The following is a 19,273-nucleotide window of genomic DNA, read 5'->3' as shown; positions in this document are numbered from 1 at the left end:
GACCGGGCACTCGAGTGCGCAATCCGGCAGTCCTCACCGAAACCGTCGGACACTACGCCACGGGAGATCGGGGTACGGTCGACGCGGCTGTCGACGCCGCCGCTCGCGCGTTTTCGGGGTGGTCGGCGGTCTCCCCGAGATCCCGTGCAGAAGCTCTTTCGGAGGCGGCCGCGGCCATTGACGACGAGCACGCAGAACTGACGCTGCTGTTGACACGAGAGCACGGTAAGGTCACGGCCGACGCGGCGGCCGAAATCACCAACTCGGCGCGAACACTGCGCTACTACGCGGGTTTGGCTGATCGTGTTGCACACGAAAGGGTGACTGAAGACTTCCGGGGCCGGATCATCGAACGGCGGGTGGCCATGGGGGTGGTCGCGGTTATCGTGCCCTGGAATTACCCCGTGCTCCTCGCCACGCTGATGGTCGCTCCGGCGCTGATGGCCGGCAACAGTGTGGTTGTGAAGCTACCCGACTATGCACCACTGGCTTTGTCGCTCGTGCTGAGACACCTCGCCGCTGCTCTTCCGAGCGGGGTTGTCAATGTCGTCGCCGGCACCGGTGAAGAGGTTGGTTTGGCGTTGACCACCCATCGCCGGGTGCGCAAAGTCAGCTTCACCGGCAGTACTGCGACTGGGCGAACCATCATGCGCGACGCCAGCGTCAATCTCAAGAATCTGAGTCTCGAACTCGGTGGCAACGATCCGGCGGTCATCCTCGAAAGCGCCTCCCTCAATTCGATCATGGTCGATGAACTCGTCCGCGGAGCGTTCACCAGCACCGGGCAAGTGTGTTACGCACCCAAGCGTCTCTACGTGCACAGTAAGCATTTCAGCGATTTCGTCGAAGCCTTCTCCGACGCGGCTAACCGGCTCGTCGTCGGTGATGGTCGAGACCCAGACGTGCGAATGGGACCTCTGAACAATGCGCCGCAGCGTCAGGTCGTCACCGACCTCATCGCGACCAGTCTCCGCGAGGGCGCCCAGGTGCGCGAGCTAGGACAGTTCAGCGGAGGAGACATGTCGGATGGGTATTTCGTGCGGCCCACCGTAGTCACAGGTTTGTCCCACGATTCGCCGCTTATGACGCAAGAGCAATTCGGACCGGTTGTGCCGATAATGCCCTTCGACACCGAAGATGACGCTATTGCGATGGCCAACGACAGCGAATACGGGCTCGCCGCGTCGATCTGGTCCGACGATGTGGACCACGCCTTCGACCTTGGCCGGCGCATTGAGGCAGGGTCGGTATTCGTCAACATCCACCGCGTGGGGGCATCGGATTCATCGATGCCGTTCGGCGGATTCAAGCAGAGCGGAATAGGCCGGGGCCACGGCGTAGTGGCACTGGAGGAATCGACTGAGATTCAGGTCCTCGCCGACCGCGTCGACATGCAGCAACAACTGAAAGACTAGGAACGACATGACTACACAACCCATTTCGATCATCGGAGGCGGGATCGGCGGCCTCACCCTTGCGCTTGAACTGCATGCCGCGGGCATCCCGAGCCGGATCTATGAGGCCGCTCCCGAGCTTCGGCCGCTAGGCGTTGGTATCAACATCCTGCCGCATGCCACCGAGGTACTCGCTGAACTCACCGTGCTCGACCGACTAGAACAGGTCGCGGTGCAGACGAAAGAGGCGGTGTTCTTCAATCGTTTCGGCCAGCATATCTTCACCGAACCGACCGGTCGCTACGCCGGCTATGCATACCCCCAGCTATCCATCCATCGCGGCGACCTGCACCGCATTCTCGCCGATGCCGTCCGCGAACGTCTTGGCCCTGACGCGATTGTGCTCGACCACCAGTGCGTAGGTGTGGACAACGGAGCGTCGAACATCACGGCCCACTTCCGGTCGTCCGCCGCGGGTGCGCAACTGCCTTCAGTCACAAGTGAAGTCGTCATCGGTTGTGACGGGGTGCACTCAGCGGTACGCCGGCAGTTTCATCCGACCGAGGGCGCGCCACGCTACTCGGGGGTGCTGATGTGGCGAGGGACGACCGTCGCGCAGCCGTTCCTCAGCGGTGCCAGCATGGTTCGTGCCGGGTGGTTGACCGATGGCAAACTCGTCGTCTACCCGATCCGGGATTACCCCGACGGCACCCAGTTGATCAACTGGGTTGCCGAGATCGAAGCGCCCTCCGATGGTGACCGCGATTGGGGGCGACGGGGCGATCCCGCAGATTTCGCGCCGGCGTTCGCCGATTGGGCCTTTGATTGGTTGGACGTGCCGGCCTTGCTCAGACAAGCAGACATTGTCTTGGAATACCCGATGGTCGACCAAGACCCCCTTGATCACTGGACACAGGGTCGAGCAACGTTACTCGGCGACGCCGCGCATCCGATGGTGCCGAGGGGCTCCAACGGAGCAGGTCAGGCGATCCTCGATGCCCGCAAACTACGGCAGGCGCTCGAATCCGACTCCAACCCCGGCAAGGCGCTGCTCGCCTATGAGGCAGACCGGCGGCCAAAGACCTCTGATGTCGTCCTCGCCAACCGGCGAACACCCCCCGACGCCATCTTGAGAGAGGTGTGGGAACGCACCGGCAACACACCTTTCGACAACCTGGACGACGTGATCTCGCAGGATGAACTCGAAGGCATCTCGCAGCGCTACAAGACAGTCGCCGGGTTCGCACTACGCGAGGAGACGCGGCCAGCATGACTCACATTGACAATGACGGGATGTCGGTCGACGGGTCGGTCGTTATCGTGACTGGCGGAGCCCGGGGTATCGGAGCATCCCTGACCAGGCACCTAGCCCACAATGGGGCTCGGGTGGTGATCGCCGATGTTCTCACTGGCGAAGGTGCCGCGCTGGCCGACGAACTCAGATCGAGCGGACACGACGTGATGTTTCAGTTCACTGACGTCGTAGACCCGGTGTCGACCAAGGACCTCGCGGGGGCCGTGGTGGATCACTTCGGCACAATCGACGCTTTGGTCAACAACGCTGCGATCTACGAAGGTCTTGGCGAGAAGAAGCACTTTTCGGAGATACCTGTCGCCGAATGGGATCGGGTGATGGCCGTCAACACCAAGGGTGTATGGCTTGCCACGACCGCCGTCTTCCCCGTGATGAAGCAGCGAAATTTCGGTCGTGTCGTGAACATCGCAAGTGCGACGGTGCACGCCGGGGTCCCGTTCTTTGCACATTACACGGCGTCGAAAGGAGCGGTCATCGCGCTTACTCGATCGATTGCCAGAGAGGTCGGTTGCGATGGCGTCACGGTTAACGCGATAGCTCCCGGGCTGGTGGACAACGAAGCGTCGGTGGCTTTGAACGACGATTCCTATTTCCCGATTGTTGCGCGCCAGCGTGCCGTGCCTCGCAACATGGTGCCCGCAGATCTAGCGGGATCCGTGAGGTTCTTCTGTTCGGCCGCCAGTGGATTCATCACCGGCCAAACGCTCGTCGTTGACGGCGGTCTCGTATTCTCCTGACAAGCGCGGCGATGCGACTGGCAGCGTCATCGCGCTGCCAGGCAAGTCATACTTAACGCCTGCTGAACCGTCGTGGCATCGAACTCGTCGTCGAGATCCGCGAGGACACTGGTCGCGGTATGGGCGAGGTGGCGCGCCATCAGTGCGCTGCCACCGTCGGCATCACCGCTGGTCAGAGCGGCAAGGATTCGCTCGTGCTCATCCTCCGCGGCTGCGAACGCATCGGGATGTGATTGCTGAACAAATCGAAGATAGCGTTCGGTGCGTTCCGAGTACGACAGGATAATGCGTGCCAGAGGTTCGTCTGCTCTGGCGGTGCACAGGGTATGAAAGTGTCGGTGTACCGAAATCCATTCGGACATGTCCTGAGACCGTTTGGTCTCGCTCATCCGCTTCAAACACTCCCGCGATTCGTCGATTTCGGCCTTGGTCAAGTACCCGGCCGTTATCCGCACTCCCAACGCCTCCAGCGCGATCCGAACACCGTATAGCTGATCCACCTCGCGCGAGTCCAACGCGCGCACCGTTGCGCGCTGATTCAGCTCGACATTGATGAGCCCTTCCTGTTGCAACATTCGGAAGGCTTCGCGCATGGGAATGCGACTCACTTGAAATCGACGAGCGAGGTCGGCTTGGTTCAACTCGGAGCCCGCGGGGATGACGCCGTCGTTGATCAATCGTCTCAGGTGGCGATGAACATCGGAACTCAATTCGCGGCGATTGACGAATTCCGGAATGGTTAGGTTATCGAGTGTCGAGTCAACGCGAACGGGCATCGGCAACTTCCTGTTGATCGGTCTGTGGGACAGGTGTGACAACTCTTGTGTATACACTCTATCGCACAACTGACCCAGGATGTTGTTGCGAATTCTGACACCACACCGCAGGCGGTGTCACTCGCCGCGCTGTACCGCCGGTCATTCGGGGTGCCAGCACTCCAGAACTTGTCGCCGTGGGAGAGTCCGCGTGAAACAGCACAGGGCAGCCGATCCCGAGTCAGTGGCCCGTGATCCGTTCGTACAGCTCGGCCAGCTCGTCGGTCGCCTCGGTGACGTCGAGTGCCCCGACACCGCTGGCGCGCAACGCAGTTCGCAGCGCCCCGGCGTCGAGCTCGGTGAAGACGCGAAACGGCGGCGGTGTCGGAACGGCCGGTAGCGTCCGTCCGTCGCCGAAGTAGTCGACGAGGTGCAGCGGGTCGCGCGGCTCGTCGACCCCGTCGGCGTCGTGCGCGCCGGTCTGCTTCGCGAGCAGCTCCGCGAGGTCGGTGCCCATCACTGTCAGCAACGTGGTTGCGCGACGGTCGATTTCGGCCGCGACCTCGAAGGCGACGGCGAGTATGTGAATGCAGGTGTCGTCGATGGGGCACGTGCAGGCTGCGACGACGTCAGCCGACTCGGTCGGTGCGATCAACGCGCCCAGAGTGGTCGGCTGCTCACCGCGAGCCAGCGCCATCAGGTCGTCGATCGCATGCTGGCCCCGCAGCAGGTCGACGACGGTCGCGGCGTCGACCGTGCGGGTGCGCAGCGTCGTCTCGAACGGGTCGAGCTGGCTGCCGTCGACGGTAGCGCTGATCAGACCCTTGCCGATCGTCAACCGGTGCACGTGGCGGTCACGAAAGTAGCTGCGCGCCTTGGTGACTCGCCGATGTTGGGATTGGTCGACGACCGACAGGAAGGCCTGCCCCCACGGCGTGACGCCATACGCGCGCACCGGTGCACGTTTGTTACGTGTGGTCACTGGCTCACCGCCTCGTCGCGCAGTCGGAACAGTTCGAACAGCTCGTCGTCGCCGACGTCGCCCAGCCAGTGCTCGCCCGCGCTGACGGTGAGCCCCGCGAGTTCCTTCTTGGACGCGATCATCTCGTCGATGCGTTCCTCCAGGGTGCCGATGCAGACGAACTTGCGTACCTGGACCGCTCGCTGCTGCCCGATCCGGTATGCGCGGTCGGTTGCTTGTTCTTCCACGGCAGGATTCCACCACCGGTCTACGTGCACAACCTGATTGGCGGCGGTCAGGTTGAGGCCGGTGCCACCGGCCTTCAGCGTCGCCAGCAGGACCGGTGGTCCGCCGCCGGACTGGAAGTCGGCGACGAGCTCATCTCGGGCGGTGCGTGGCAGCCCGCCGTGGAGCACGGGGATCTCGGCTCCGAGCTGTTCCGAGAGCCACGGGGCGAGAAGTTCGGCGAATGCCGCGAACTGGGTGAACACGAGGGTGTGGTCGCCTTCGGCGGTGGCGGTGGTCAGGATGTCGGTGAGCAGTTCCACTTTGCCGGAGCGATGCTCGTTGCGCCGCAATATGGTTGAACCGTCGGCGAGGTAATGGGCGGGGTGGTTGCAGACTTGCTTGAGGCGGGTCAGCGCCGCGAGGACGGTCCGGCGTCGAAGCGCACGCTGCTGGGCGTCGCGCAACGCTTCCATCAGGTCGTCGATGATCGCTCGATACAACGCCGCCTGCTCGACGGTCAGGTTGGTGCGGATGGTCAGTTCGGTCTTTGCGGGAAGGTCGGCGACGATGGTCGGATCGGTCTTCTCGCGGCGCAGGATGAACGGTCGGGTGATCGCGTTGAGTCTGCGCAACGCGCCGCTGTCACGTTCGCGCTCAATGGGATCGGCGAAGCGCGCTCGAAACACCGATGGCGTGCCGAGCAGTCCGGGGTTGACGAAGTCGACGACGGCGCGCAGGTCTTCCAGGCGGTTCTCGACCGGGGTGCCGGTGAGCGCGACGCGATGATCGGCCCGAAGCAGTCGCAGCGCCTTGGCCTGGCGCGTGGCGACGTTCTTGACATGTTGCGCCTCGTCGACGATCACTCTGCGCCAATGGAATCCGGTCAACAGCGCGTTGTCCCGCGCGGCCAGCGCGAATGTTGTGATGACGACGTCGGCGTCGGCGACGGAGGCAGCGAATTCGTCGCCGCTCGAGCGGGCGGAGCCGTGATGGACGACGGTGCGAACCGACGGCGCGAACCGTGCGAACTCGCGTTCCCAGTTGCCCACCAGAGACATCGGGCAGACCACCAGCGAAACACGCGGGGCCTGTGACGCCGGGTCGGCGGTGAGAATCTCATGGCAGGTGAGCGCGATCACCTGAATCGTCTTGCCCAGCCCCATGTCGTCGGCCAGCACCCCGCCGATGCGGTGCGCGGCGAGGTAGGCCAGCCATTCGAATCCGCGTTGCTGGTAGGGGCGCAGGTCCGCGATGAGCGTTCGGGGCGCGGAAAGGTCGTGCGGGACAAGTGATCCGTTGACGGCGTCGTCGAGCCAGGACAGTCCGCTGACCGAGGTCACCGGAGCCGGAAGTGCGTCGTCGGTGAGCAGTCCGAATAGTTCGCCGAGGTCGGCGGGATGGTCCGACGAGGCTTGAGTTCGTTGTGCCGCAATGAATTTTGCGGCTCGAGTCAGGGCGGAGTTCTCGGCGGTCACCCACCGCCCGCGAATGCGTACCAGGCTGCCCTGTTGGTGGACGAGTTCGTCGAGGTCCGACTGGCTCAACAACGCGGCGTCGGGCGAATCACCGAGGGCCAGTCGCCATTCGAACTCGCGGACGTCGTCCAGGCCGACCATCGTATTGACGGCCGAGCTCAGGCCGACCGGGAGAGCGCGGACCGCGAGAGTGGGACGGACCGTCGCGATGGTGCGCGGCAGCAGAAGCTGAATACCCGCCTCGGCCAGGATCGTGGCCCCGGCGGTCAAGAGTTCTTCGGTCAGCGGCGTCGGCAGCAAGAAGTCGAGGTTGTGCGGGTCGTGGTCGGCGTCCGCCAGTTGCGGCCATGCCTTGACCGCACCGGCGAGATCGGTTGTCAGAGAATCTAATTCGGTTGGGTCCAGGTGGTGTGGCACGACGGCTTCGATGCCGCCGTCGACGAGCCGGCGGCACACCTGCAGGCGCCAGCGTTCGGGGGTCTCGATCGGTTCGAAGGCGGGGTCGTCGAAGGTGAGTGCGTCTGCGGGCGACTCCGGCTCGTGCAGACGCAACAGCAGCGTCGAGTCCGATGCGGCGGCGCTGCCCGACCACGCCGACCACGCCGATGACGCCTTGCCCGCGGGAAAGGGGAGGTCGTCGACGGCGTCGGGCAGTAACGCCCGTAGGGCGGGTGTGCCGATCGTGTCGATGTCGCGCAGGCGATTTCGGCATTCGTGGTCGACGAGTTCGGCGGCGAAGTCGGCGACTGCGGCGAACCCGCCGTTGGCGTCGAGCGCCGGGGACAGTGCATGTTCGACCGCGGCGAACCAGCCTCGCCAGACCGGCGTCGGAATGATCTGCCAACGCAGCAGCGGTTCGTCGGCGACGACTACGACCGCCGGTGCGACGGCGCCCGAGGAGACGAATGCGCGCACGCCGGTGAGCAGGTTCCGGTAGTAGCGCACCTCGCCCGGCGGTTCATCGGCGTCGGCGAAGGCGTCCAGAAAGGCGACCGCACTGGTGATGCCGAGCGTCGCCGATGTCACGAAGGTGCGCTTACCGTCGGCGTCGACGAACGCGACCTTGTGCCGAAAACGCTTGGTGCGCAGTGCATCGTCGATATGCGGCGGCAGCGCCGACTCCGTCTGGCGCCATACCGACATGCCGCTGCCAGGGCGCCATAGGGCGTGCAGGTCCAGTGCTACTTCTTTCCGAAGTAGGTCGCGTCGAGGGTGAGGATCACGCGATCGGCCGAATCCGGCGGCGGTGCCTGGTCGGCGTTGCCGTAGCGCTTTCCGAGGGTGACGTACATCGATCCGGTGGGATCGGGCTCGACCGAGCCGAACGTCCCGCGCACCTCGAGGTAGCGGTAGGGATTGTCAGGGTCGGTGATGGTGAACGAGAAGTTCGGGTTCGACTGCAGATTCTTGATCTTCTTGCGTGCGTTGGTGTGGGTGAACTTGAGCTGCGACGTCGCCGGATCCCAGAGGAACCACATCGGCGTCGAGTTGGGTACGCCGTCGGGAGAGACCGTAGTCAGCACCGCGACGATGGGGCGTTCGAGGAGGTCTTCGTAACCGCTGGGGACTGTGGTTGCCATGACTGCCACCCTACTTGCGGGCACTGACAAGTTTGCAAGGGTTACCCTGCCTTCGTGGATATCGAACCGGACATCAAAGACTGGACCTGGGTGCTTGAGCGCCGGTGCCCCGACTGCGGCTTCGATGCGTCGGCGATCGACGTCGGTGGGGTGCCGGACCTGCTGGTCGAGGTGGCCGACAAGTTCGCGGAACTGCTGACGACCGGCGCCGCGGTCGGCGTTCGGCCCGCGCCGGGTACGTGGAGCCCGCTGGAGTACGGGTGCCACGTGCGCGACTGCACGATGGTGTTCGACGAGCGGCTCGAACTGATGCTGACGCTCGACGATCCGCCGTTCCCGAACTGGGACCAGGACGCCGCCGCGGTGGAGGGCCGCTACGGTGAGCAGGACCCGGTGGCCGTGGCCGGTGAAATTCGTTCGGCGGCGGCCGGTCTCGCCGAACGCTTCGCGAGTGTCGAAGGCGCACAATGGGATCGGACGGGACGTCGGAGCAACGGGTCGTTCTTCACGGTGGAGACGTTGGCGCGCTACTTCATTCACGATCCGGTACACCACTGGTGGGATGTGGGCGGGGTGTGAGGATAACTGCCGGCGGCGATCCGGTCTCGTTGGGTGAGCGTCGCTCATCAAGCCCCCGACACGACCACCGGGTTTCGACTCGCTGCGCTCGCTCAACCAGCGGGTGGAGGGTTTCGACTCGCTGCGCTCGCTCAACCAGCGGGTGGAGGGTTTCGACTCGCTGCGCTCGCTCAACCAGCGGACGTACCGCCGCCTCCCGGCCCACCAGCGGGAGCACACCCGTCATGCCGCGCACTGGACCTCGCTTCGTTCCGGACGCGGGGATCGCGCCCCACGCAGTAGTGGCCAGCGTCGTTCCAGGACGCCGGCGAACCACGGCACCAGCACGGATGCGACGAGCGCGGCGGCGAGGCCGACCATCAGTCCGGCGAGCACGTCGGAGATCCAGTGCACTTCCAGGTAGACGCGGCTGGCCGCGACGACGACGGCGAGCAGGCCGACGCAGAGCAGCACCACGCGTCGCGCGGCGCGGGACGCATGCACCGTGAACGCCAGCGCGAGTGCCATGAGCAGGGCCGTCGAACCGGAGACATGGCCCGACGGGAACGACATTCCGGTCTCGACGTCGAGTTGTCCCACATACGGCGGACGGGGCCGGGCGACGAGAATCTTGAGCGCCTCGCAGAGCGCGCCGCCCAGCGCCACCGAACCGGCGACCAGGCCGGCGCGCCGCAGATCCCGGTCTTTGACGAGCAGCCACAGTGCGACGACGGCGGTCACCGCCGACACCGCGAGCGGACCGAAGAGGTTGCTGAACACTTCGACGGCACGCATCGCCGCCAAGTTCTGGTGCGCCGACGTGGCGTCGAACACGGTCTTGTCGAGATGCGTCAACGGGTCGTGGCCGAGCGCGATCAACACGCCGCCGACACAAACGACGCAGATGAGCACGAGCGCGGCGATGAGCGGCAGGCGGCTGGACTTCATGATCCAACGGTGACGGTGACCGGCTTAGGGGATGCTGAGTCCATCGTGGCGCCCCGGTGCACGGCTAGGCTGCACACGTGCTGACCCAACTGCGCCAGGCGGTCCGATGGCTCGGCAGGCAGCGCCGACACATGCGCGTCCGCCTGACCCTGCTCGCTACCGGACTGCTCGCGATCGCGCTGATCATCGCCGCCGCCATCGTGCTGCTCGTCCTCAACAACTCGCTGAAGTCGGCGTCGGACGCCGCGACGTCGGCGCGAGCCGCGCTGATCGCCGACTCGATCGCCTCCGACGACGTCGGGGGCCTCGACGCCGAACTCCTCAGCGCCACCGGTGACGTCGACGTCACGCAGATCCTCGACGCCGGGGGCAACGTCCTGCGGACGAGCCGGCACGGGGACAGGCACGCGCTGGTGCCACCGCTGCAGCCGGGCGTCCGCAAGACCGTCGAGGGTGTGACCGACGCGGACGGAGCCGACTATCGCGTGTCGATGATGGGTGTCCGGGTCCGCGGCCAGGCGCTCACGATCGTCGTCGGCGCACAAGAGAATCCCATCCACGACGTGGTGCTCACGGTGGCGCTCGTGTTGTCGCTCGTCTTCCCGATCCTGCTGCTCATTCTCGCGATGGCCACCTATTTCGTCGTCGGGCGGGCGTTGGCGCCGGTGGAGCATATCCGGTCCGGCGTCGCCGAGATGTCGCACCGCAAATCCGTCGGCCGGGTGGCGATACCAGACACCGACGATGAAATCGCCACGCTGGCGACGACGATGAACGACCTTCTCGCGCAGATCGATTCGTCGCGGCAACGACAGCTGCAGTTCGTCGGCGACGCGTCGCACGAGTTGCGCAGCCCGCTGGTCACGATCGTCGGGCTGGCCGACCTCTCGCGGGTCACCGGTGAGGGAATGGACGCCGACACCGTCAGCGACATCCTCTACCCGGAGGCGATGCGCTTGCAACGGATGACCGAAGACCTCTTGCTGCTCGCCCGCGCCGACGAGGCGGGACTGTCGGTCGACCTCGGCGACGTCGACCTCGACGAGTTGCTCACCGACGAAGCGGTGCGCGTCGCGGCGCTCGGCCAGGTGAAGGTCACCGCCGACCTCGAGCCGGTACGTGTCCGCGGAAGCCGGGACATGCTCATCCGCGCGATTCGCAACGTCGTGGACAACGCTGTGCGACACGCACATTCGTCGATCGAGCTGGGGCTCATCTCCGACGGTGTCACCGCGCAGCTCACCGTCGCCGACGACGGCGGGGGCATCTCCGACGCCGACAAGCAGCGCGTCCTGGAGCGATTCGTCCGGCTCGACGGATCGCGTACCCGGCGTGGAAGCGGCGCCGGGCTGGGGCTCGCGATCGTCGCCGAGATCACGCGCGCGCACCGTGGCGACATCCGGATCGGCGACGCCCCTGGCGGCGGCGCCCAGGTCACGATCGAGTTGCCGATCGACTCGCAGGACTGAGCGCGGCCGATGGCGACGTCGGGTCACCGGACCGGCTACGACCCCGACGTCGCCCGGTAGCCCGCGCCGCGCACGGTCTGAATCGTGTTGCGGCCGAAGGGAGTATCGACCTTGCGACGCAGGTAGCTCACGTACACCTCGACGACGTTCTCGTCGCCCTCGTAGTTGACGTCCCAGACCGATCGCATGATCTCGGCCTTGCTGACAGCTTGGTCGACGTGCCGGAGCAGCATTTCAAGGATGCCGAATTCCCTTGGCGTCAAAGATAATTCGGTGTCGCCGCGGCGGGCGGTGCGCGCGCCGGGGTCGAGTGTGAGGTCGTCGCAGACCAACGTGGCCGGCCGAGCCGGGGCACCGCGGCGGACCAGGGCCCGCAGGCGCGCGGAGAGGACGTCGAAGGAGAACGGCTTGATCAGATAGTCGTCGGCGCCGAAGTCGAAGGCGTCGATCTGGTCGTAGTCGCCGTCCTTGGCGGTGAGCATCAGCACCGGCGCCCATACTTCGCTGCGGCGCAGATCGCGTACCACCTCGTAACCGTTGCGGCCCGGCATCATGATGTCGAGGACGATCGCATCCCACGGTTCACTGACCGCCAACTCGAAACCGGCGTCGCCGTCGTGCGCGACCTGCACGACGCCACCCTGGGCGACGAGCATGCGCCGCAGGGTTTCGGCTCCGTTGACGTCGTCGTCGACGACGAGAATGCGCATGCCGGTCCGGACTCAGAACGGCGCGGAGTTGCCGTCGAGCGAACCCTTGATGTCATTGAGCACCAGCCAGCCGGCGGCCAGGCCCGACGAGTTGTACCAGATGTCGTCGTTGACGATCAGCACGCGTTTCCAGGTCGGGGCGCCCATGTCCAGCCAGCGATCCGACAACAGCACTTCTTTGCCGTGAGCCAGGCCGTCGGCGCCTTGGAAACTGACCAGGATGAGGTCGGCGTCAGCGTTCTTGAACGTCGAATCGGTGAGCGTCGTCTGCTGCGGTTGCCGTTGACTGACGGGTCGCTGGGCTCCGACCATCGACAGGATCTGCCCCCCGAACGACGCAGTGCCCGCGACCATTTCCGAGTCGGCGCCGAATCGGACGAGCGAAACCTCGTCGTGCGAGGCGTCCATTCGTTTGCCGGTCTTGGCCGTCTCGGTGGCGAACTCGTCGAGCAGGGTCTTACCTGCCTGGGTGCGGCCGAGTGCCGTCGCGACGGATTGGAACTGTTCCTGCCAGGTGCCGGGCGCGATGGTTTCGGTCTTGGCGCCGCCGAAGGCCTTCGCCGACGCGGCCGTCGCCGGGGTGGTCAGTACGACGTCGGGTTTGGCGGTGGCCACCGCCGCGGCGTCGGGGGAGGAGCCGATGGTGGGCACGCTGCCGAGTTGAGGTCCTAGATATTTGGGGATCGTTGCGGCGTCGGCCGTCACGGCGACGACTTTCGGCCCGATGCCCAGGCCGCACACGGCGTCGAGCAGGGCCGGATCGGTCACGACGATCCGCGCGACGTCGGGCTTGCCCGGATCCGTTGCGGTCGGCGCGAGGCAGGTGCGCGCGTAGTCCCGGTCGGCGGATACGACATTGACCTCCGCGATGCGTGTCGTCGACGTCGAGATCAGTTTGCCGTCGGGCGTCGTCAGCGGGGGATCTTCGCTGCAGCCACTCAATACCCCCATCGCGACGACGCCGGCGAGTGCGGTGCCGACCACGACTCGGCGGGGCGAACGGGCCGCGGTGAAACGGCGAGGAGACGGTTTGCGCAGCACTCGATCACGCTAGCACCCGGCGTCGGGCGGGCCGTCGACGCGCGCTTGCGGCGGCCGGATGCACGACGTCGCGGGGACCGGCGCGTCGCGCGACGTCGGTCCGATGCCCGCGACCGGGCAAAACAGCTCAATCCAGAATCAATTACGACAGTTCGTAGGACCCGCTCCGCTTTGTCCTCAGGAAGGGTTTAGGATCATCTCATCGGGTGTGGCCTGTCCGTGTGCGAGTCGAAGTCCCCAGCGGACGAAAACGCGTGCGCCACAGGGTGCACCAGCAAGTTCGATACTGGGATTTGTGAACTTCAGGAGGATGTGTTGACTGCGGTAGACCAGCCCACCCCAAAGGTGGCAGTGGAGCGCCCGTTCCCCGAGCGCTACCAGCCCAAGGGGTCCTTCCTCTATAAGCTGCTGACCACGACCGATCACAAGCTGATCGGCATGATGTACATCGTCGCGTGTTTCGCGTTCTTCCTCATCGGCGGCCTGATGGCGCTGCTGATGCGCGGCGAGCTCGCACATCCGGGCATGCAGTTCCTCTCGACCGAGCAGTTCAACCAGTTGTTCACCATGCACGGCACGGTCATGCTGCTGATGTACGCGACGCCGATCGTCATCGGCTTCGCGAACTTCGTGCTGCCGCTGCAGATCGGCTCGCCCGACGTCGCCTTCCCGCGCTTGAACGCCTTCGGATTCTGGCTGTTCGTGCTGGGCTCGTCGATCGCCGTCTCCGGCTTCCTCACCCCCGGCGGCGCCGCCGACTTCGGCTGGACCGCCTACACTCCGCTCACCGACGCGATCCACTCGCCCGGCGTCGGCGGCGACCTGTGGATCATGGGCCTGGCCGTCTCGGGTCTGGGCACCATCCTCGGTGGCGTCAACATGGTGACCACCGTGATCTGCCTGCGCGCCCCCGGCATGACCATGTTCCGCATGCCGATCTTCACGTGGAACATCCTGATCACCTCGCTGCTGATCCTGCTCGCGTTCCCGCTGCTCACCGCCGCCCTGATGGGCCTCGAGGTCGATCGCCAGTTCGGTGCTCACCTGTACGACCCGGCCAACGGCGGCGTCCTGCTCTGGCAGCACCTGTTCTGGTTCTTCGGACACCCCGAGGTGTACATCATCGCCCTGCCGTTCTTCGGCATCGTGTCCGAAGTGTTCCCGGTGTTCAGCCGCAAACCGATTTTCGGCTACAACGGCCTCGTCTACGCGACCATCTCCATCGCCGCGCTGTCGGTCGCGGTCTGGGCGCACCACATGTACGTCACCGGCGCCGTGCTGCTGCCGTTCTTCTCGTTCATGACATTCCTCATCGCGGTGCCGACCGGTGTGAAGTTCTTCAACTGGATCGGCACGATGTGGAAGGGGCATCTGACCTTCGAATCACCGATGTTGTTCGCGGTCGGCTTCATCGTGACGTTCCTCTTCGGTGGCCTCACCGGCGTCCTGCTCGCCAGCCCGCCGCTCGACTTCCACCTGTCCGACTCGTACTTCGTCGTCGCGCACTTCCACTACGTGCTCTTCGGCACCATCGTGTTCGCCACCTACTCGGGCATCTATTTCTGGTTCCCGAAGATGACCGGCCGCATGCTCGACGAGAAGCTCGGCAAGGTGCACTTCTGGCTGACCTTCATCGGTTTCCACACCACCTTCCTGGTGCAGCACTGGCTGGGTAACGAGGGCATGCCGCGCCGCTACGCCGACTACCTCCCGTCGGACGGCTTCACCACGCTGAACATGGTGTCGACCGTCGGTGCGTTCATCCTCGGCCTGTCCACCCTGCCGTTCCTGTGGAACGTCTTCCGCAGCTACCGCTACGGCGAGGTCGTGACCGTCGACGACCCGTGGGGCTTCGGCAACTCGCTCGAATGGGCCACCAGTTGCCCGCCGCCGCGTCACAACTTCACCGAGCTGCCCCGCATCCGTTCGGAGCGTCCCGCGTTCGAGTTGCACTACCCGCACATGATCGAGCGAATGCGCGCCGAAGCACACGTTGGGCCGGGTGGCGGGCACTAGTCCTTCCCACTCACACGAACAGTGACAATCAACTCAACAGATCCCACCAACGTCCTCATCACCGTCAGCGGCCCCGATAAACCGGGCGTCACCTCGGCGCTGATGGGGGCGTTGGCGGTAGCACAGGTCGAACTACTCGACGTCGAACAGGTCGTCATCCGGGGCCGACTCACGCTCGGCGTGCTCGTCACCGGCACCGACGACCCCGAAGAACTCCAAGACTCCGTCGAACAGGCGATGGCAGCGGGCGGACACGTCAGCGCGGGCATCACCGTGCACGTCGAAGTGGGACACGACCACGCGACGTCGCGGCCGTCGTCGCATGCCGTCGTCGTGCTGGGCAGCCCGGTCACCGCGCGGGCGTTCCGCGCGCTGGCGTCGGAGCTGGCGAGCCAGGGCGGCAACATCGACGCCATCCGGGGCATAGCCGATTATCCGGTCACCGGGCTGGAACTGCTCGTCAGCGTCGCACGCGACGACGTCGCCGGCGACGCGGCGCTGCGCAAGGGGCTCTCGGCGGTCGCCGCCAAGCACAACGTCGACGTCGCCGTCGAACGAGCCGGACTGGCCCGGCGGGCCAAGCGGCTGATCGTTTTCGACGTCGACTCCACCCTGATCCAGGGTGAGGTCATCGAGATGCTCGCCGCCAAGGCAGGTAAGGAAGCTGAAGTGGCCGCGGTCACCGAAGCGGCCATGCGCGGGGAACTGGACTTCGAGCAGTCGTTGCACCAGCGCGTGAAAGCCCTTGCCGGACTTGATGAATCGGTCGTCGACGAGGTCGCGGCGTCGCTGCAGCTGACCCCCGGCGCGCGCACGACGATCCGTACGCTGCATCGTCTCGGCTACCACTGCGGCGTGGTCAGCGGCGGCTTCCGGCAGGTCATCGACGGCCTGGCCCACGAGCTGGAACTCGACTTCGTCCGGGCCAACACGCTCGAGATCGTCGACGGCAAGCTCACCGGGCGCGTGGTCGGCGAGATCATCGACCGCGCGGCGAAAGCACGCTCTCTACGGACCTTCGCCGACGAGGTCGGGGTGCCGCTGGAGCAGACCATCGCCGTCGGCGACGGCGCCAACGACATCGACATGCTGACCGCTGCCGGCCTCGGAATCGCCTTCAACGCCAAGCCGGCGTTGCGCGAGATCGCCGACACCGCGCTGAGTCACCCGTTCCTCGACGCCGTGCTGTTCATTCTCGGGGTCACCCGCGACGAGATCGAGGCGGCCGACGCCGTCGACGGAACATTGCGTCGGGTACCGCTGGAGTGAGGTTCTGATGACGCAACCGCCGCCCGGGTGGAATCAGCCTGCGGGGCCGTACCCGCAGGGACCGTATCAACAGCCGGGATATCCCGCGCCCTATCCTGGCGCCCAGCCGCCGACGGCTCCGTACGGGTACCCGGGACCGGCGCGCCCGCAGTCGACCAACGGGCTCGCGATCGCCGCGTTCGTGTTGAGTCTGATTCCGGCTCTGGTGTTTCTTCCGCTGATCCTGGGCATCGTCGCGGCCGGGCAGTGCAGACGTCGGGGACAGCCGGGGCGGGGTCTTGCGCTGGCCGCGATCTGGATCAGTGTCGGCTGGGTTGTGGTGGGACTGGTCGTCGTCGGGCTGTCGGCGGTGTTCAACGCTTCCTCGACCAGCAATACGATCACCGCTCCGACGACGTCGACGATTGATGTCTTCAGCGCCAAAGTCTCGATCGGGGACTGCATTTCGTCGCTCGATCTGTCCGCACGTGATTCCTCCGGTGCGTCTACCGTCGGCGATCCCGACATCGTCGCGTGTAGCAGTGCCCATCATGCGGAAGTCTTCGACAAGTTCACCACCACCGAGACGACTCTGCCGAGTGACTCCGAGATGGAGCGGCTGGGAAATCAGTGCGTCGAGAAACTCAAGACCTATTCGCCGGCCTCGTACAGTGATCCGGCCATTGACGTGAAGTACGTCTACCCGCTGCCCCGGACCTGGGCAGAAGGCGACCGCACCATCGTCTGCGTGGCCACCGTCAGCACCGCACGTACGTCGTCGCTGAAGGGTAACTAGCTTGACCGCATTCGACGACGATTGGCGTCGTCTGCACGACTACATCGACGACGCCAGGGTGCCGGTCGACGCCGACGACCCGGCCGACGTGCTCGCCATGCAGGTGGCGCTGCGTATCGAGAAGGCCGATCCGCCGGATCGTACGGATCTGCTGATCGCCGCGGCACGGGCGGTGGCGTTGCTGTGCCTCGACGACCGAGCCGGAGCCGACGGCCCGTGGGCCGCGCCGATGGATGCCTGGTGCGACGCCCGCATCCGCAAGATCGCACGACGCGCCCGCGGGGCGCATTGGCAAGCGGCACAAGAGGTTTGGGGCGTCACCGCGTCCCACGGCGACGCGCAGGCACGTGCTTTCGTGCCCGGCCGCGTCGGCGGCGTCGACGCACGAGTCAGACGGCTGCAGATCGGCGGCACCGACGTCGACGGCGAACTGCCGTCGGCTCCGTCTGGTGCCGTGGGAACCCTGGTGCTGTGGATCAATCCGACGCTGGAGATGACGGTCGGAAAGGTCGCCGCACAGGTGGGGCACGGGTCGATGCTCGGCGTCGCACTGATGTCGCGCGATGAGGCGCGGGCGTGGTTCGACGCCGGGTGCCCGATCGACGTGTGCGCCGCAGACGAGGACCGGTGGGCAGCGTTGCTCGAAGGCGACCGCCGCGGATCGGCGATCGCCGTACGCGACGCGGGGTTCACCGAGATCGCGCCGGGGTCGGTGACAGTGATCGCCCAGTGGGCCGCTTGAGCAGTGGGCTGTTCACCCTGTTGGTTGAGTCGGGATTTGCTGCCTGCGGGCCTTCTCCGCTGGTTGAGCGAGCGCCTTCCCGCCGGTTGAGCCTCTCCGCTGGTTGAGCCGGGCTGGAGCGCTAGCGAAAGCCCGTGTCGAAACCTCGCAAGACGACGTTGCCTGCCCGCAGAATGCCTTGAAACAGTTGGCAATTCGGCTCACCATAGGTTTCGACTCGCTGCGCTCGCTCAACCGGCGGGAAGGGGCCGCGGGATGACGCTCCGCTCGCCTCACTCTCGTCCCGCGGAGATCCACGTGGGGTCGGCGGCGATGTTGCGGGTGCCCGCGACGGCGTCGGCGACGGTGTCGAGGTCGGCGATCGCGTCGTCGTCGAGCAGGAGGTCGACGGCAGCCGCGTTCTCGACGATCCGCGCGGGATTTCGCGTTCCCGGGATGGGGACGGTCGCGAGTCCGGCGCGACGACCCGCCGCGTACAGCCAGGCCAGCGCCACCTGCGCATTGGTGGCGCCGAGGCGATTCGCGACGTCGCCGACGATAGCGAGTGCCCGTTGATTGGCGTCCCAGTTGTCGCCCATCCGCGACGTGCGGCCGCGGATGTCCGACGCCACCTGCTCGCGGGTCAGCGTGCCGGTCAAGAAGCCCCGCCCGAGCGGCGAGTACGGCACGAATCCGATGCCGAGTTCGGCGCACGCGGGAATCACATGCGCCTCGACGTCGCGCGACCACAGGCTCCACTCACTCTGCACCGCCGCGATGGGGTGAATCGTCTGTGCCGCACGGAGTTCGGGCGCCGTGACCTCAGACAGCCCGAGGTGACGGACTTTGCCCGCTTGCACGGCGTCGGCCATCGCTCCGACGGTCTCTTCGATCGGCACGTCGGGATCGCGGCGGTGCATGTACCAGAGGTCGATCACGTCGGTGCCGAGTCTGCGCAGTGACGCGTCCAGCACCGTGCGGACATACTCCGCATCGCCCCGGGCGGGCTTCTCCGGGCGACCGGTGATACCGAACTTGGTCGCTAGCGTCACCTCGTCACGACGCTCGGCGAGCAACCGCCCGACGAGTTGCTCGTTCGTTCCGGCGGGGCCGTCGGCGCCGGGAGCAGGTGTGCCGTAGACGTCCGCGGTGTCGATGAAGGTGATGCCGGCGTCGACCGCGGCGTTGAGGACTCCGAGCGCGGCGTCGTCGTCGGTGCCTCCGTAGACATGAGTGACACCCATGCCGCCGAAGCCGAGGGCGGAGGTCACGAGGCCGTCGCCGAGTGAAGTGGTCTGCATCTGTGCTCCTGTTCTCTGTT

At 65.8% G+C, this 19,273-nt stretch carries 17 protein-coding genes; 9 read left to right on the top strand and 8 right to left on the bottom strand.

The annotated features are described in order from the left end of the window. Positions 1-14 precede the first annotated feature (14 nt). The 3 genes from HH308_RS12260 to HH308_RS12250 are packed head-to-tail and all read left to right on the top strand — an operon-like array spanning position 15 to position 3,446. The gene (locus tag HH308_RS12260) at positions 15-1,415 is read left to right on the top strand and encodes an aldehyde dehydrogenase family protein (RefSeq protein ID WP_170194494.1); all 1,401 of its coding nucleotides are present in this window, start codon (positions 15-17) and stop codon (positions 1,413-1,415) included. A gap of 7 nt (positions 1,416-1,422) precedes the next feature. Then, positions 1,423-2,667 carry a flavin-dependent oxidoreductase gene (locus tag HH308_RS12255; protein WP_170194493.1) on the top strand — a complete coding sequence of 415 codons (1,245 nt, stop codon included), beginning with the start codon at positions 1,423-1,425 and terminating at the stop codon, positions 2,665-2,667. Beyond that, the gene (locus HH308_RS12250; RefSeq protein WP_211188437.1) at positions 2,664-3,446 is read left to right on the top strand and encodes an SDR family NAD(P)-dependent oxidoreductase; all 783 of its coding nucleotides are present in this window, start codon (positions 2,664-2,666) and stop codon (positions 3,444-3,446) included. Before HH308_RS12255 ends, HH308_RS12250 begins: the two co-directional genes overlap by 4 nt. A gap of 26 nt (positions 3,447-3,472) precedes the next feature. Here HH308_RS12250 and HH308_RS12245 read toward each other — a convergent pair whose 3' ends face one another. The 4 genes from HH308_RS12245 to HH308_RS12230 form a co-directional block, all read right to left on the bottom strand. Continuing rightward, a complete protein-coding gene (locus HH308_RS12245; RefSeq protein WP_170194492.1) occupies positions 3,473-4,222 on the bottom strand; it encodes a GntR family transcriptional regulator in 750 nt (249 codons plus the stop codon). A gap of 220 nt (positions 4,223-4,442) precedes the next feature. Further along, entirely contained in the window at positions 4,443-5,183 is a 741-nt protein-coding gene (locus HH308_RS12240) for a hypothetical protein (protein WP_170194491.1), read from the bottom strand. Beyond that, on the bottom strand, positions 5,180-8,008 hold the full coding sequence (locus tag HH308_RS12235) for a DEAD/DEAH box helicase (protein WP_170194490.1): 2,829 nt from the start codon (positions 8,006-8,008) through the stop codon (positions 5,180-5,182). Before HH308_RS12235 ends, HH308_RS12240 begins: the two co-directional genes overlap by 4 nt. A gap of 38 nt (positions 8,009-8,046) precedes the next feature. Further along, the gene (locus HH308_RS12230; RefSeq protein ID WP_170194489.1) at positions 8,047-8,445 is read right to left on the bottom strand and encodes a PPOX class F420-dependent oxidoreductase; all 399 of its coding nucleotides are present in this window, start codon (positions 8,443-8,445) and stop codon (positions 8,047-8,049) included. Positions 8,446-8,499: 54 nt separating this feature from the next. Here HH308_RS12230 and HH308_RS12225 point away from each other — a divergent pair, with 54 nt between their 5' ends. Then, positions 8,500-9,024 (top strand): DinB family protein, encoded by a 525-nt coding sequence (locus HH308_RS12225; RefSeq protein WP_170194488.1) that lies wholly within the window; start codon positions 8,500-8,502, stop codon positions 9,022-9,024. 222 nt (positions 9,025-9,246) lie between these two features. Here HH308_RS12225 and HH308_RS12220 read toward each other — a convergent pair whose 3' ends face one another. Further along, on the bottom strand, positions 9,247-9,951 hold the full coding sequence (locus HH308_RS12220; RefSeq protein WP_170194487.1) for a phosphatase PAP2 family protein: 705 nt from the start codon (positions 9,949-9,951) through the stop codon (positions 9,247-9,249). A 77-nt stretch (positions 9,952-10,028) separates the two neighbouring features. On the opposite strand from HH308_RS12220, the gene HH308_RS12215 reads away from it, so the two are divergent. Continuing rightward, positions 10,029-11,420, top strand: a complete 1,392-nt coding sequence (locus HH308_RS12215; protein WP_312870559.1) for a sensor histidine kinase — start codon at positions 10,029-10,031, stop codon at positions 11,418-11,420. A gap of 35 nt (positions 11,421-11,455) precedes the next feature. Here the strand turns inward: HH308_RS12215 and HH308_RS12210 are convergent, their stop codons facing one another. Then, positions 11,456-12,130 carry a response regulator transcription factor gene (locus HH308_RS12210; protein ID WP_170194486.1) on the bottom strand — a complete coding sequence of 225 codons (675 nt, stop codon included), beginning with the start codon at positions 12,128-12,130 and terminating at the stop codon, positions 11,456-11,458. Positions 12,131-12,142: 12 nt separating this feature from the next. Next, complete coding sequence (locus HH308_RS12205) at positions 12,143-13,081, bottom strand: ABC transporter substrate-binding protein (protein ID WP_170194617.1); 939 nt, start codon at positions 13,079-13,081, stop codon at positions 12,143-12,145. Between the two features lie 405 nt (positions 13,082-13,486). Here HH308_RS12205 and ctaD point away from each other — a divergent pair, with 405 nt between their 5' ends. Genes ctaD through HH308_RS12185 form a run of 4 tightly spaced genes read left to right on the top strand, consistent with a single transcriptional unit; the run spans position 13,487 to position 17,973 of the window. Beyond that, positions 13,487-15,187 carry an aa3-type cytochrome oxidase subunit I gene (gene ctaD, locus HH308_RS12200; RefSeq protein ID WP_170194485.1) on the top strand — a complete coding sequence of 567 codons (1,701 nt, stop codon included), beginning with the start codon at positions 13,487-13,489 and terminating at the stop codon, positions 15,185-15,187. Positions 15,188-15,208: 21 nt separating this feature from the next. Then, positions 15,209-16,456, top strand: coding sequence for a phosphoserine phosphatase SerB (serB, locus tag HH308_RS12195; protein ID WP_376767218.1), 1,248 nt, complete (start codon positions 15,209-15,211; stop codon positions 16,454-16,456). A gap of 7 nt (positions 16,457-16,463) precedes the next feature. Beyond that, positions 16,464-17,231: a septum formation family protein gene (locus tag HH308_RS12190; protein WP_170194484.1), complete on the top strand. Its 768-nt coding sequence runs from the start codon at positions 16,464-16,466 to the stop codon at positions 17,229-17,231. Position 17,232: 1 nt separating this feature from the next. Further along, complete coding sequence (locus HH308_RS12185) at positions 17,233-17,973, top strand: peptidyl-tRNA hydrolase (protein WP_376767217.1); 741 nt, start codon at positions 17,233-17,235, stop codon at positions 17,971-17,973. A 272-nt stretch (positions 17,974-18,245) separates the two neighbouring features. Here the strand turns inward: HH308_RS12185 and HH308_RS12180 are convergent, their stop codons facing one another. Further along, positions 18,246-19,253, bottom strand: a complete 1,008-nt coding sequence (locus HH308_RS12180; RefSeq protein WP_170194483.1) for an aldo/keto reductase — start codon at positions 19,251-19,253, stop codon at positions 18,246-18,248. Positions 19,254-19,273: the final 20 nt, after the last annotated feature.

The sequence above is a fragment of the Gordonia asplenii genome (assembly GCF_012933505.1).
Taxonomy (GTDB): Bacteria; Actinomycetota; Actinomycetes; order Mycobacteriales; family Mycobacteriaceae; genus Gordonia; species Gordonia asplenii.
The sequence above is the reverse complement of the archived record's forward strand: the minus strand, read 5'-3'. Positions and strand labels throughout refer to the sequence as shown.